Source organism: Streptomyces sp. NPDC043853, assembly GCF_056436025.1.
In genome coordinates this window covers 93,661-107,373 of the sequence record NZ_JBWKDJ010000014.1, presented here as the reverse complement: position 1 = coordinate 107,373, position 13,713 = coordinate 93,661, and the positions used below count along the sequence as shown (strand labels likewise).

Annotated in this window: 11 protein-coding genes; 4 read left to right on the top strand and 7 right to left on the bottom strand. The window is 70.7% G+C overall.

Annotated elements, in window-relative coordinates; translation table 11 throughout:
* Positions 1 to 7 precede the first annotated feature (7 nt).
* The gene (locus tag AC067U_RS29995; protein WP_478832944.1) at positions 8 to 1,189 is read left to right on the top strand and encodes a glycosyltransferase; all 1,182 of its coding nucleotides are present in this window, start codon (positions 8 to 10) and stop codon (positions 1,187 to 1,189) included.
* 72 nt (positions 1,190 to 1,261) lie between these two features.
* Positions 1,262 to 3,697 (top strand): galactose oxidase-like domain-containing protein, encoded by a 2,436-nt coding sequence (locus AC067U_RS29990; RefSeq protein WP_478832943.1) that lies wholly within the window; start codon positions 1,262 to 1,264, stop codon positions 3,695 to 3,697.
* Here AC067U_RS29990 and trhA read toward each other — a convergent pair.
* Entirely contained in the window at positions 3,685 to 4,344 is a 660-nt protein-coding gene (trhA, locus tag AC067U_RS29985; protein WP_478832942.1) for a PAQR family membrane homeostasis protein TrhA, read from the bottom strand. The genes AC067U_RS29990 and trhA overlap by 13 nt on opposite strands.
* Before the next feature lie 250 nt (positions 4,345 to 4,594).
* Between trhA and AC067U_RS29980 the strand changes: the two genes are divergently transcribed.
* Entirely contained in the window at positions 4,595 to 6,424 is a 1,830-nt protein-coding gene (locus AC067U_RS29980) for a phosphoenolpyruvate carboxykinase (GTP) (protein WP_478832941.1), read from the top strand.
* A 138-nt stretch (positions 6,425 to 6,562) separates the two neighbouring features.
* Here the strand turns inward: AC067U_RS29980 and AC067U_RS29975 are convergent, their stop codons facing one another.
* Genes AC067U_RS29975 through AC067U_RS29960 form a run of 4 tightly spaced genes read right to left on the bottom strand, consistent with a single transcriptional unit; the run spans position 6,563 to position 11,049 of the window.
* Positions 6,563 to 7,189: a hypothetical protein gene (locus AC067U_RS29975; protein WP_478832940.1), complete on the bottom strand. Its 627-nt coding sequence runs from the start codon at positions 7,187 to 7,189 to the stop codon at positions 6,563 to 6,565.
* Positions 7,176 to 8,777, bottom strand: a complete 1,602-nt coding sequence (locus AC067U_RS29970) for a substrate-binding domain-containing protein (RefSeq protein ID WP_478832939.1) — start codon at positions 8,775 to 8,777, stop codon at positions 7,176 to 7,178. Before AC067U_RS29970 ends, AC067U_RS29975 begins: the two co-directional genes overlap by 14 nt.
* Positions 8,774 to 9,955, bottom strand: coding sequence for a toxic anion resistance protein (locus AC067U_RS29965; RefSeq protein ID WP_478832938.1), 1,182 nt, complete (start codon positions 9,953 to 9,955; stop codon positions 8,774 to 8,776). The genes AC067U_RS29970 and AC067U_RS29965 overlap by 4 nt, the downstream gene beginning before the upstream one ends.
* Before the next feature lie 14 nt (positions 9,956 to 9,969).
* Positions 9,970 to 11,049, bottom strand: a complete 1,080-nt coding sequence (locus AC067U_RS29960; RefSeq protein ID WP_478832937.1) for a substrate-binding domain-containing protein — start codon at positions 11,047 to 11,049, stop codon at positions 9,970 to 9,972.
* A gap of 96 nt (positions 11,050 to 11,145) precedes the next feature.
* Here AC067U_RS29960 and AC067U_RS29955 point away from each other — a divergent pair, with 96 nt between their 5' ends.
* Positions 11,146 to 11,625 (top strand): hypothetical protein, encoded by a 480-nt coding sequence (locus AC067U_RS29955; protein ID WP_478832936.1) that lies wholly within the window; start codon positions 11,146 to 11,148, stop codon positions 11,623 to 11,625.
* A gap of 114 nt (positions 11,626 to 11,739) precedes the next feature.
* Here the strand turns inward: AC067U_RS29955 and AC067U_RS29950 are convergent, their stop codons facing one another.
* The gene (locus tag AC067U_RS29950; RefSeq protein ID WP_478832935.1) at positions 11,740 to 12,135 is read right to left on the bottom strand and encodes an SCO4983 family protein; all 396 of its coding nucleotides are present in this window, start codon (positions 12,133 to 12,135) and stop codon (positions 11,740 to 11,742) included.
* 155 nt (positions 12,136 to 12,290) lie between these two features.
* Positions 12,291 to 13,502 carry a pyridoxal phosphate-dependent aminotransferase gene (locus tag AC067U_RS29945; protein WP_478832934.1) on the bottom strand — a complete coding sequence of 404 codons (1,212 nt, stop codon included), beginning with the start codon at positions 13,500 to 13,502 and terminating at the stop codon, positions 12,291 to 12,293.
* Between the last annotated feature and the right edge of the window lie 211 nt (positions 13,503 to 13,713).

The following is a 13,713-nucleotide window of genomic DNA, read 5'->3' as shown; positions in this document are numbered from 1 at the left end:
GCCCACCATGAGTGAAGACCTGTGGACCTCCGCCGTACCGGATCCGATGCTGGAGGCGGTGGAGACCCCGGCGCCCGGCAGTGTCACCGTGATCATTCCGACCTTCAACGAGTCGGGGAACGTGGGGGAGTTGCTGCGGCAGCTGGCCGGCTCGCTCCCGGCCCGGCTGCCGGTCGAGGTGCTGTTCGTGGACGACTCCACCGACGACACCCCCGAGGTGATCGAGAAGGCGGCGCGTGACTGCCCGTTCCCGGTGTCGGTGCTGCACCGCGAGGAGGCCGTGGGCGGACTGGGCGGCGCGGTCGTCGAGGGGATGAAGCGGGCGTCGACCGACTGGATCGTGGTCATGGACGCAGACCTCCAGCACCCGCCGCACCTGGTGCCCGAGCTGGTCGGCGAGGGCGAGCGCACCGGTGCCGAACTCGTCGTCGCCTCCCGCTACATCAGCGGTGGCAGCCGGGCCGGGCTGGCCGGGAACTACCGGATCGCGGTGTCCCGGGGCGCGACCTGGCTCACCAGGGGACTGTTCCCGCGGGCCCTGCGCGGTATCAGCGACCCGATGAGCGGCTTCTTCGCGATGCGCCGCTCGGCGGTGACGGCGGAGGCACTGCGCCCCCTCGGCTACAAGATCCTCCTGGAGCTGGCGGTGCGCTGCCGTCCGGCGAAGGTGGCCGAGGTGCCGTTCGTGTTCCAGGAGCGGTTCGCGGGGGAGTCCAAGTCCACCGCGAAGGAGGGCATGCGCTTCCTGACGCACCTGGCGTCGCTGCGGACGGCGAGCCCGCTCGCCCGGATGATCGGCTTCGGTCTGATCGGGCTGTCCGGTTTCGTACCGAACCTGGCCGCGCTGTGGCTGCTGACCCGGGGCGGGATGCACTACCTGCCGGCGGAGATCGTGGCCAACCAGGCCGGGGTGCTGTGGAACTTCGTGCTGATCGAGGTGCTGCTGTTCCGCGACCGGCGGCGGCACCGCCACTGGGCGGACCGGATCGGCCGGTTCGCGCTGCTGGCCAATGCCGACCTGCTGCTGCGGATCCCGCTGATCGCGCTGTTCGTGGGGAAGGCCGGCCTCGCGGTGCTGCCGGCGACCGCGCTGGCCCTGGTGACCACGTTCGTCCTGCGGTTCGCGGCCACCGAGGCCCTCGTCTACCTGCCGCGCAAGGGCTCCAAGGAGCGCCGCGCGGCGCACTGACCCGAGTCCCACCCGGCCCGCGCCGGTGCTGACGCGGGCCGAGCCGCACGAGAGACAAGGGAGTACGGAACCATGCGCATCCCGAAACGACGGGTGCGGCGGGGCCGGCGCCGAGCCGCCCTGCTCGCCGTCGGGGCGATCACCGGCAGTCTGCTGCTGACCGCACCGCAGCAGGCCTCGGCCGGCCCGCCCAACCTGCTCACCAACCCCGGTTTCGAGACCGCCGGAGCCGCCGGATCCGACATGCCCTCCTGCTGGTCGAAGTCCGGCTGGGGCGACAACGACTTCAGCTTCTCCACCGTCGCCGACGCCCACTCCGGCACCAAGGCGATGCGGGTGGCGCTGACCCGCCGGGTGGACGGCGACCGCAAGGCCCTGGTCACCGAGAACACGGCCTGCGCGCCAGCCGTCGTACCGGGCAAGCAGTACGACCTGTCGGCCTGGTACAAGTCCAGCACCCCGGACGTGTCGGTGACCGTGTTCCGGCGGGAGGCCACGACCGGGTCCTGGCAGTACTGGACCGACCTGCAGAACCCGCCGGTCAGCGCGGCCTGGGCGCGTACGGAGGTCCGTACGCCGGTGGTCCCGCCGAACACGGACAAGATCGCGTGGGGGCTCTCGGTGTACGGGGTGGGCACGCTCACCACGGACGACTACGCGATGGAGGAGGTCGGGGTCACGCCGCCCGCGCCCACCTGCACCGGCACCGCGGAGGAGTGCGCCAAGGGCAAGTGGCAGGTGATCCCGGCGAAGAACCCGACGCGGTCGATGCACGCGGTGGTGCTGAAGAACGGCAAGGTGCTGCTGATCGCCGGTTCGGGCAACGACATCGCCCAGTTCAACGCGGGCACCTTCACCTCGGCCGTGTACGACCCGGCGAACGGCTCGTTCAAGACCGTCCCCACGCCCGTGGACATGTTCTGCGCCGGCCACGTGCAGCTGTCCGACGGCCGGGTGCTGGTGATGAGCGGCAACAAGGGCTATCCGTCGGCCGACGGCAAGATCGGCTACCAGGGCCTGAAGGACTCCTACGTCTTCGACCCGGCGACCGAGAAGTACACGAAGACCAACGACATGAACGGCGGGCACTGGTACCCGTCGGCCACCGTCCTCGGCAACGGCGACGTGATCTCCTTCGGCGGGCTGAAGGAGGACTCCACGGGCAACGTGACCGCGGAGAAGTTCTCGGCGGCGCAGCACAAGTGGCTGCCGATGAACGAGGTCAACCAGACCTGGTCGTACTGGGGCCTGTACCCGTCGATGATCCTCATGCAGGACGGCCGGCTGTTCTACTCGGGCAGTCACACCTTCGGCAACGGCACGCCGGGCACGGGCGCCTCGGTCTACGACTACGCGGCGAACACCATCACGGACGTGCCGGGCCTGCGCAACAAGGACCAGCGGGACGAGTCGGCGAGCGTGCTGCTGCCGCCGGCGCAGGACCAGCGGGTGCTGACCATCGGCGGCGGCAACAACGAGACCAACCCGGCCGCGAACCGGCTCACCGACGTCATCGACCTGAAGAAGCCGAGCCCGGCGTACACGGCGGGCCCGGACCTCCCGCTCGGCCAGGTCGACACGGGTGCCGGCAAGCGCCCGCAGACCGGCGCCGAGGGCAAGATGTACGTGTCGGCGGTGCTGCTGCCCGACGGGAAGGTCTTCGAGACGGGCGGCGGTCTGCACGACCGGGCCGACCCGGTGTACGAGGCCTCGTTCTTCAACCCGGTGACCAACGCCTACGAGCCGGGGCTGGCCACCGACCCGATCCCGCGGACGTACCACTCCTCGGCGTTCCTGATGCCCGACGGGCGGGTCATGTCGGTGGGCGACAACCCGGGCAACGGCACGTACAACCACAACGTGTCGATCTACACCCCGCCGTACCTGTTCAAGGGGCCGCGGCCGCAGATCACCTCGGTGATCGACAACCAGTGGGTGTACGGGGACACGCAGCGGATCACCGTGAACCGGCCGGTCGCCAAGGCGGAGCTGATCCGCCCGGCGGCGGTCACCCACTCCTCGGACCCCAACCAGCGGTTCGTGGACCTGCCGCTGAGCGTGGTGAACGACACCACGGTCGACCTCAACGTCACCAGTAACCCCAACCTGGCCCCGCCCGGCTGGTACATGCTCTTCGCGGTGGACGCGAACGGCGTCCCGTCGATCGCCCAGTGGGTGCACCTGGGCGGCGCGCCCGCCATGGCCGCGCTCTCCGGAGCCGAGGAGCAGCCGTCCGCGCACCAGCACTCCTTCGCGGACAAGCTGGGCCCGGCCAAGAAGAACCCGGCGAAGCGGGACTCCGTCCCGGTCAGCCCGAAGGTGGCGGGCTGCGACCGGCACTACGGCACGGCGACGGTGTGCGTGCCGACGGTCTTCCCGGCGGAGGTCGAGAACACCGGCCCGGCCCGCTGCACGTGGCTGGCCGCGCACAAGTACCCGAAGCGGATGAAGGTCAACGGCAGTGATCCGCTGCGGCTGGACCGGGACGGGGACGGTTACGCGTGCTGATACGCCGCGAGTGAGATGCCCACGTAGTGGGTGACGAAGGCGACCAGGGTCAGTGAGTGGAAGACCTCGTGGAAGCCGAAGAAGCGCGGGGAGGGGTTGGGTCGCTTCATCCCGTAGATGACCCCTCCCGCGCTGTACAGCAGTCCGCCGACGATCACCAGGACGAGGACGGCGATGCCGCCGGTCCGCATGAAGTCCGGCAGGAAGAAGACCGCGGCCCACCCCATGGCGATGTAGCAGGGGGTGTAGAGCCAGCGCGGGGCGCCGACCCAGAACACGCGGAACGCGATGCCGGCGGCGGCCGCGAGCCAGACCGCCCACAGCAGGGCCCGCCCGGTGGAGGGCGGCAGCAGCAGCACGGTCAGCGGTGTGTAGGTGCCCGCGATGATCAGGAAGATGTTGGCGTGGTCGAGGCGCCGCAGCACGGCTTCGCCGCGCGGCCCCCACGTGCCCCTGTGATACAGCGCACTGACACCGAAGAGCAGGCATGCGGTGAGGACGTACACCCCGCAGGCCACCCGGGCGCGGGTGGAGTCGGTGAACGCCATCAGGACCAGGCCGGCGACGACCACGGCGGGGAACATCCCGGCGTGCAGCCAGCCGCGCATCACCGGCTTGGCCAGGGCTTCTGCAGTCATGAACGCCATGCTACCTACGGGTCCGTAGGTTCTTTATGGGGCTGGCCCCCTTGAGCTGCCGTTGAATCTGGCGTAGATCGTCGGCTTTACCGAAGATTGAATCGAGTGGCGATGCTCACGTGAGAGGCCCCCTGGACATATGCGCACGCGCACCGGATGATCAGATGAGTGTTGCCGGCACCGGATGAGCGGAGCGCGAAGCGTCCGGGTCGCAGCCCCCACGGGGCAGACATCAAAAACCCCTCTACAAGGAGCAATCGTGGCGCGCGACAACGCGGCTCCCTCCACCTCCCTTCCCACCAACCACCAGGAACTGATCGCCTGGGTCGATGAGATTGCTGCCCTGACCGAGCCCGACCGAATCGTCTGGTGCGACGGTTCCGAGGCCGAGTACGAGCGCCTGTGCGAGGAGCTCGTCGCCAAGGGCACCTTCAAGAAGCTCGACCCGGCTCTGCGCCCGAACTCCTACTACGCGGCCTCCGACCCTTCCGACGTCGCGCGCGTCGAGGACCGCACCTTCATCTGCTCCGAGAAGGAGGAGGACGCGGGCCCGACCAACCACTGGAAGGCCCCCGCGGAGATGAAGGACATCTTCTCCGGTGAGAAGGGCATCTTCCGCGGTTCGATGAAGGGCCGGACGATGTACGTCGTCCCGTTCTGCATGGGCCCGCTCGGTTCCCCGCTGTCCGCACTGGGCGTCGAGATCACCGACTCCGCCTACGTCGCGGTCGCCATGCGCACCATGACCCGCATGGGACAGGCCGTCCTGGAGGAGCTCGGCACCGACGGCTTCTTCGTCAAGGCCGTGCACACCCTCGGCGCTCCGCTCGCCGAGGGCGAGGCCGACGTCCCGTGGCCGTGCAACACCACCAAGTACATCTCGCACTTCCCCGAGACCCGCGAGATCTGGTCCTTCGGTTCCGGCTACGGCGGCAACGCCCTGCTCGGCAAGAAGTGCTACGCGCTCCGCATCGCCTCCGTCATGGCGCGTGACGAGGGCTGGCTCGCCGAGCACATGCTGATCCTCAAGCTCACCCCGCCGCAGGGCGAGGCCCGCTACGTCGCCGCCGCGTTCCCGTCGGCCTGTGGCAAGACCAACCTGGCCATGCTGGAGCCCACGATCCCCGGCTGGACGGTCGAGACCATCGGCGACGACATCGCCTGGATGCGCTTCGGCGAGGACGGCCGCCTCTACGCGATCAACCCCGAGGCCGGCTTCTTCGGCGTCGCCCCCGGCACCGGCGAGCACACCAACGCCAACGCCATGAAGACGATGTTCGCCAACACCGTCTTCACCAACGTCGCGCTGACCCCGGACGGCGGCGACGTCTGGTGGGAGGGCATGACCGAGGAGGCGCCCGCCCACCTGATCGACTGGAAGGGCAACGCCTGGACCCCGGAGTCGGAGACCCCGGCGGCCCACCCCAACGCCCGCTTCGCCGTCCCGGCCTCGCAGTGCCCGACGATCGCCCCCGAGTGGGAGGACCCCAAGGGCGTCCCGATCTCCGCGATCCTCTTCGGTGGCCGCCGCGCCTCCGCCGTCCCGCTGGTCACCGAGTCCTTCGACTGGAACCACGGCGTCTTCATCGGCTCGAACATCGCCTCCGAGAAGACCGCCGCCGCCGAGGGCAAGGTCGGCGAGCTGCGCCGCGACCCCTTCGCCATGCTGCCGTTCTGCGGCTACAACATGGGTGACTACATGGCCCACTGGGTCAAGGTCGCTGCCGACAAGGACCAGGCGAAGCTCCCGAAGATCTACTACGTGAACTGGTTCCGCAAGAACGACGCGGGCAAGTTCGTGTGGCCGGGCTTCGGCGAGAACAGCCGCGTCCTGAAGTGGATCGTCGGGCGCCTCGACGGCACCGCCGAGGGCGTCGAGACCCCCATCGGCGTCCTGCCGACCAAGGCGGCCCTCGACCTGAACGGCCTCGACATCTCCGACGCCGACCTGGACTTCCTCCTCACCGTCGACAAGGAGGTCTGGCGCGAGGAGGCCGCCCTGGTCCCCGAGCACCTGAACACCTACGGCGACCACACTCCCAAGGAGCTGTGGGACCAGTACCACGCGCTGGTGGAGCGCCTCGGCTGAACGATTCCTCGATCGGTGTTCAGCTGAGACCTCCGCACTGCGCGGATTGAACGTGGGAGCCCCCGACCAAGCGGTTCCCACCGCTGTGGGAACCCCCGACCAAGTGGTTCCTGCCGCAGCACACGGCCTGTCCAACTGTCAGGAGGAGCGTCCGCGCTCTTCCAGATAGGTCGTGTGCGTCTGCTGACGGCGGGCCTCCCTGTCCTGGAGGCCCGCCGTCAGGCGTTCCGCCTCCTCGAACAGCAGACCCAGCTGCCGCTCCAGGTGCCGCTCCGGCGGCACCGAACCCGGCTGCAGCCGGCTCCACCACCGGGCCCGGTTGTACGTGTCCACGCACTCCGGCACGTCCTGCCGGACCGCCCGGGACAGCGCGTGCACCGCCTCCGGCTCGGCCTGCAGCACGTCCGCGACCCAGCCCGGGTCGAGCAGCGCCTCGTACAGCCCCAGCAGCTCGGTCAGCTTCCCGCCGGCCGCCGGCGGCAGCTCCACCTCGGTCAGGTAGACCCGCAGCCGCCCGAAGTCCTCGCGCAGCACGCCGAGCTGCTCGCTCGGGTCGAAGTCCGGCACGGGGGGCCGCTCGGGCGGGGCGATCAGCGCCCCCGCCGCGTACAGCCCAGCCACCATCGCCGGCCAGTACGTGCCGGCCGCCCCGGTGAGGGCCAGCCCCACCCCGAGCAGCCCGCCGCCGCTGCCGGCCAGGTTCTTCTTCGATTCGAGGTAGGCGACGGCCCGGCCGACCCCGCCCCTCGCTCTACTGGTAGCCACGGATCTCCTCGAAGGCCCCGTTCAGGGAACCGTTCCCGTCGGTGGCGTCGAACAACCGGCCCCCGGTGATCTCCGCGATGTGGGACAGCTCCTTGCGGTCCGAGTCCCCGAACAGCACCGCGAACACCGGGGTCTTCCGCTGCGCCTCGGGCAGGTCCGCGAAGAACGAGTCGAAGTGCGCGGCGTCCACGCCCTCGGTGTTCTGCCCGTCCGTCATCAGCACGATCGAGGTGAACCCGTCCGACCCGCTCTTGCCGAGCTGCTCGTAGGCCGCCTCCAGACTGCTGTAGATCGCCGTGCCGCCCTCCGGTTCCAGGGAGCGCACGTCCGCGCGGATCGCGTCCAGGGCGGCGTCCGCCCGGCCCGGCTCGACCACGTGGGTCTTCACCTTCTTCACCTTCGACCCGAACGGCAGCAGGGTGACCTGCTCGCGGTCCCGGAACCGCCGCCCCGTCTGCGAACCGCCCGTCCCGGTCAGCTCGGTCAGCGCCTTCCGCAGCCGCCCGATCCGGTCCCCGTCCTCCATCGATCCGGAGGTGTCCAGCACGTACACGGTCCGCGACGGGCGCCGCAGTTCGTGTTCGTACGAGGCCAGCAGCCCGTCCGCGACCGGCCGGGTGCCGGGGAACGGCAGCTCCCTGCGCGGCTCCGCCGCGAGCCCCGGGGCGAGGGCCACTCCGGCGGTCACCGGACGCCGGAACGTCCGCTCGGTGATCTCCTTCTGGACCGCCGCGCCCCGCAGGTGGTCGGTGAGCGCCCGCCCGGAATCGCGGGCCCCGGCGGGCGCCGAGGTCAGCAGCGTCAGCGGGTAGTCGGCGGTGACCACCCCGTCGCGGGGCCGGATCACGGTCAGCCCCGCCCTGCTGTCCCGGTTCATCGACAGCAGCACGGACTCGTAGTTGACCAGCGCGTCGACGTCCCCGCGCCGGGTGTACGCGGACGCCAGCCAGCCGGAGGACCCGGAGGTGAGCTTCTGCCCGCCGAAGAACTCCTTCAGCCGGGGAGTCACCTTGCCCACGTCCTCCGCGGACAGGGCGGCCTGCGCTCCGGACAGCCCGGAGGCCACGGACACGAGCGCGGAGAACCCGGAGTTGGAGCGCACCGGGTCGGTCATCCCGTAGCCGAGCCGGCCGGCGGCGACCGCCTCGTGCACGGCGGACCAGGTGACCTCCTCGGGCTTCCACCCGAGCCGTGCCACCGCGTCCGCCTTCACCCCGATCGCCACCGGCGAGGACATCACCGAGGTCTCGGAACTCAGCTTCCCGGTCGCCTCGGGCCGCAGCCGCAGATAGTCGTTGGAGGCCAGCCAGATGGCGTCGAACTGCCCGTCGGCCTTCCCCGAGGCGACCGTCTCCACGGCATCGAGCGTCCCGCTCCAGGTCAGCTCCACCTTCACCCCGGTCGCCTTCTCGGCCCCCTTCAGCACCGGCTCCATGTCGGCCAGCTCACTGGAGGCCAGCACCCGCAGCGTGCCCTCCTTGTACACGCTCTTCTCGGGCTCGTCCGGCCCGTCGGAGTCGGAGCTGCACCCGGTGACGCCGACGAGCGTCACCAGTGCCAGGGCCGCGACCAGCCGGGCCGCTCTCACGGCGCACCCCCTTCGAGCGCGCCCGAGGTCCGGGTCCGGGCCAGGTAGGCGGAGGCCGCCTGGAGCTCGCCCGTCAGGGAGTCCACCGTCGCCGCCATCGACTCCGTCGCCTGCACCTTGAACTGGTCGATCGCGTCCAGGGTCTTGTAGATCTCCCCGAACGCCGCCCGCAGGGTCTCCGCTCCCACCGCCGGATCGGCGGCGATCCGCTGGATCTCCCCGCTCTGCGAGCTGAGCATCTCCGCGTTCCCGCGGATCAGGTCCTCCGTCGTCCCCCGCAGCGCGTTCACCTGCTCGACGACCTTCCGCTGGTTGTCCAGCGCCGACGCCAGCATCACCGCGATCCGCAGCGCCGACACCGTCGTGGTCGCCGCCCGGTCCACGCCCTTGATCAGCTCGTCGTTGTTGCGCCGGACCACGTCCATCGCCAGATAGCCCTGCGCGCAGACCGCCAGCTGGGTCAGCAGGTCCTGGTGCTTCTGCCGGACGGGGAACAGCACGTCCGCGCGCATCGCGTCGGCCTGCTGCGGATCGCCCGCCAGCTCGGCCACCCGCTGCTCCACGGCCGCGTCGAGGGCCTCGGTGAGCACCGCGTACTCCTGGAGCTTGCCCATGGTCTCCCACAGCCGGGTCCGCTCCGTGTGCAGCGCCGCGTTGTCCCGGCGCAGCTCGTCCTGGCCGCTGCGCAGCGCGCCGACGATCCGGTTGAGCGTGGCCTGCGAGGAGGCGTACTTCGCGACGTGGTCGCGGAACCGGTTGCCGCCGGGCAGCTTGGCCAGCAGCTTCCGGGCGCCCTTGGCGGGGGTGTCCCGCGGGTCCAGGTCCTCCACGGTCCGGCGCAGCTCGACCAGCGATCCGGCGACCCGGCCCTGCGCGTCGCCGCCGCCGTCGCCCAGTGAGCGCACGGCCCGGTCCAGCATCCGGTTGGACTGCTGGGCGGCACTGCGGACGTCGGCCGCGCCGAGGGCGGTGATCTCGCCGATCCGGCCGGCGAACTCGGGCGAGCGGGTGTCGAGTCCGGCGAGGGAGCCGACGTACTCGGCGGCGCGCCGGGCCATCGTGTCGCGCACCTCGTCCTGGAGCGGGACCAGGCCGGCGGCCTGGTCCCGGCGGACCGGGGCGACGGGTTCGGGCGCCGTGAGGACCAGTGGTGCGTCCTCGGGTGGCGTGAGTGTCATGTGCGTACGTCCCCCTAGCCCTTGGCCCGCTCGGCGAGCTTCTGCAGGATCTTGACGGTGGGTGTGCCGACCTGGTTGATGCCGGTCAGGCTCTGGTTCAGGTAGGCCGTGTGCGGAGCGGTCGCCTTGGTGAACTCCTGGACGCCGTTCTGCGGCCGGAAGCCGTGCTTGACGGCCAGTTCGCGGAGCGCCGGATCGGCGGCGAGCAGTTCCCCGAGTTCCTTCGCCGTGTCGTTCAGCGGGACGAAGCTGTGGTCGCTGTTGACGGTGGTGTCCGGGTAGAGGACGACCATGTCGCCGGCCGGCCGGCCCTGCACCAGCAGCGCCGCGACCTGGGACTCGTACACGAGGACGAGCGGCTGTCCGGCCCCGCTGACGAACTCCCGGAAGGGGGCGTCGGTGCTGGGCGGCTGCTGCCCCTGAGGTGCGGTCAGCTTGTTCAGCAGCGGTGCGGTCGCCTCGATGCCCTGGTCGTCGGAGACGATGGTGTGGCTGTTGGCGACGTTGGAGACCGCGGCGAGGTACAGCGCGCCGGAGTTGGAGGACGCGGGGTCCGTGGACCGGATGAGTACCTTGCCGAGCAGTTCCGGGTGGGCCGCGGAGCCCTTCAGCTGCTGCCAGGTGCGGTCCTCGCGGGCGGCCTTGACGTACTCGCCCATCAGCAGGGTGCCGGTGTTCTTCCCGGTGAGCTTCGCCAGGCCGTTGTCGGCGAGCACCTGTGCGGTACCCGCACGGGCGACCACGACGAGCGGGGAGAAGAACGGCACGGTCTGCGAGCCCTGCGTTCCGGACTTGGCCTTGACCTCCTTGGCCGGTTCGCTGCTGCTCGGGAACGCGAAGTCGTAGTTCTTGAGGGGGAGTTGGTCCATGGCCCAGGAGCCGGACGTCTCCGTCTTGACGGTGTAGCCCTTGGCGGCGAGGGCCTTGACCACGTCGGGATCGGCGAAGAACTCGGCCTTCTCCGAGCCGATCACGCCGTGCACGGTCTTCGTTGCCGTGTGTTCAGGGTCCTGGGGGCCGCCTCCTGCGAGGATGACGGCTACCACGCCGCCGATCAGCAGGACTGCCAGGACGATTCCGAGGATGCGTCTCACGGGGGCAGCGTGCTCGCGGAAACCCACATTCCGCGGCGAGGTGAATGAACGGCAGGTGACGAGGTGGTCCCACTTCTACAGGGGAAGGATCGCGCCATGAGTACGTCGAGTGCGTCGGGCGCGCCGAGTCCGTCGGGTACGCCGGGTCCGTCGAGTACGCCGGGTCCGTCGAGTACGCCGAGATGGCAGGGCTGGTTCACCGGACTGGTCGGGCTGGCGGCGCTGCTGGTCTTCGCGCCGCTGGCCCTGTACGTGTGGGCGGGCGGGTCGGCGCCGCCGGGTGAGGCGTACGAACCGGCAGGTGACGCGGCGGTGTCCGGCTGCCGAATCGATCCGGCAAGCAAACGGCTGCTGGCGGAGGTCGAGGTCACGAGCCGGGCGCCGGGCGCGGGCTCGTACGTGCTGACGGTCGAGTTCCGTCAGGAGCCGCCGTTGGGCACGGTGCAGGCGCTGGTGCGGCTGGACGGGGTCGAGCCGGGCGCGACGGTGCGCGGCGAGGCGGTCGGGCCGGTGTGGCCGGCCGGGGTGGCGCCGTGGTGCGGGGTGGCGGGCGCGAGGTTCACGGCCGCGGGGTGATGTCCGGCCGCGTTCGCGGCCCCCGGCGCGGTCCTCGCGGGCGGCGCGGGAAAAGCCCTCCCGGGAGGGTCATGGCGCCCGGCCCGGGGCCTCCGCGGCCCCGGGCCGGGGCCGTCAGCGGGCCCCGGCGAGGTCGTGCTCGGCGAGGGCTGCGGTGTGGTCGTCCATCTGTTCGGCGGCGAGGATCGCGACGGCGGTGTCGGCGCGCGAGGCGGCCACGAGCAGCACCCGGGCGGCGAGCTCGTGCGCACGGCGGTGCAGGGTGGCGCGGTCCTCGCCGCCGAGGGCGGCGTGCCGGGCCGGCGGGGTGCCGCGGAGGCGGGCCACCTGGGCGGAGATCCGCTCGGCGGCCTCGTCCAGGCCGAGCTCGTCGGTCGCGGCGAGCAGGGCCGTCAGGTGTCCGGCGAGCTGGATGTCCAGCTCCTCGGCACGGCTGCGGTGGGGGATGTCGCTGTGGCCACGGCCCAGGCGGACCGCAGCCGCCGGCTTGGCCCGGTTCGGCTCGTACATGAGGAAGCCTCCTGCGTGGTCAGGAGGCCATCCTACATTGGAATCGGTCTAAAGTTGAGCTCAATCCTGTCGAGGATCTCTGGATTCCGGCTGGAATCCGTGCGGACCCGCCCGGGCCCGTCGGGCCGGCACGGACCCGCCCGGACCCTCCGGGATCAGTGCTGGGAGTACCCGTCGAGGAACTTTCCGATCCGGGTCACCGCGTCGGCGAGGTCCGCGGCCTGGGGCAGGGTCACGATCCGGAAGTGGTCGGGCTCGGGCCAGTTGAAGCCGGTGCCATGCACCACCATGATCTTCTCGGCCCGGAGCAGGTCGAGGACCATCTGCCGGTCGTCCTTGATCTTGTAGACCGAGGGGTCCAGCCTCGGGAAGAGGTACAGCGCGCCCTTGGGTTTCACGCAGCTGATGCCCGGGATCCGGGTGAGCAGCTCGTACGCCGTGTCGCGCTGCTCCAGCAGCCGTCCGCCGGGCAGCACCAGGTCGTCGATCGACTGCCGGCCGCCGAGGGCGGTGGCGACCGCGTGCTGCGAGGGCATGTTCGCGCACAGCCGCATGTTCGCCAGGATGGTGAGGCCCTCGATGTAGGACTCGGCGCCCTTCTTGGGGCCGCAGACGGCCATCCAGCCGGACCGGTAGCCGGCCACGCGGTAGTTCTTCGACAGCCCGTTGAAGGTGAGGCAGAGCAGGTCGGGGGCGAGGGCGGCGGTGTTGGTGTGGGTCGCGCCGTCGTAGAGGATCCGGTCGTAGATCTCGTCCGAGCAGACCACCAGGTTGTGGCGGCGGGCGATGTCCGTCAGCCCGCGCAGCATCTCGTCGTCGTAGACGGCGCCGGTGGGGTTGTTCGGGTTGATGATCACGATCGCCTTGGTGCGGTCGGTGACCTTGCGTTCGATGTCGGCGAGGTCCGGCATCCAGTCGGACTGCTCGTCGCACCGGTAGTGCACGGCGGTGCCGCCGGCCAGGGAGACCGAGGCGGTCCACAGCGGGTAGTCGGGGGCGGGCACGAGCACCTCGTCGCCGTCGTCCAGCAGGGCCTGCATGGCCATCTGGATCAGCTCCGAGACGCCGTTGCCGAGGTAGATGTCCTCGACGTCCAGGTCGATGCCCTTGGTCTGGTAGTGCTGCATCACCGCACGGCGTGCGGACAGCAGCCCCTTCGCGTCCCCGTAGCCGTGGGCGCTGCCCAGGTTGCGGAGCATGTCCTCAAGGATCTCCGGCGGGCACTCGAAGCCGAAGGCCGCGGGGTTGCCGGTGTTGAGCTTGAGGATGCGATGACCTGCCGCTTCGAGTCGCATGGCCTCTTCGAGCACGGGGCCGCGGATCTCGTAGCAGACATTGGCGAGCTTCGTTGACTGGATCACCTGCATGACGGGAGCTTACGGGTCCGTGGCCGCGCCCGCTCGGGCTTTACGGCCGGGTTCGGTAAGGCGTTATGTCCGGGTTCGGGGGATGGGGAGGCGGTGGCCCCGCCTGCCCTTGGAATGGGTGGCCGGACCGGCGCCCCGGCCTGCGGAACGGGTGCGGGGTCGGCGTGCGGGAGGAAGGGGTGTTGTGCTCGTCACGCCGGGGCGGGCACGG

What these genes read in the sequence shown, in the direction of transcription:
- AC067U_RS29995 (WP_478832944.1), top strand. Translation starts at nt 8, where the DNA reads ATGAGTGAAGACCTGTGGACCTCCGCCGTACCGGATCCGATGCTGGAG.
- AC067U_RS29990 (WP_478832943.1), top strand. Translation starts at nt 1,262, where the DNA reads ATGCGCATCCCGAAACGACGGGTGCGGCGGGGCCGGCGCCGAGCCGCC.
- trhA (WP_478832942.1), bottom strand. Translation starts at nt 4,344, where the DNA reads ATGGCGTTCATGACTGCAGAAGCCCTGGCCAAGCCGGTGATGCGCGGC.
- AC067U_RS29965 (WP_478832938.1), bottom strand. Translation starts at nt 9,955, where the DNA reads ATGACACTCACGCCACCCGAGGACGCACCACTGGTCCTCACGGCGCCC.
- AC067U_RS29955 (WP_478832936.1), top strand. Translation starts at nt 11,146, where the DNA reads ATGAGTACGTCGAGTGCGTCGGGCGCGCCGAGTCCGTCGGGTACGCCG.
- AC067U_RS29950 (WP_478832935.1), bottom strand. Translation starts at nt 12,135, where the DNA reads ATGTACGAGCCGAACCGGGCCAAGCCGGCGGCTGCGGTCCGCCTGGGC.
- AC067U_RS29945 (WP_478832934.1), bottom strand. Translation starts at nt 13,502, where the DNA reads ATGCAGGTGATCCAGTCAACGAAGCTCGCCAATGTCTGCTACGAGATC.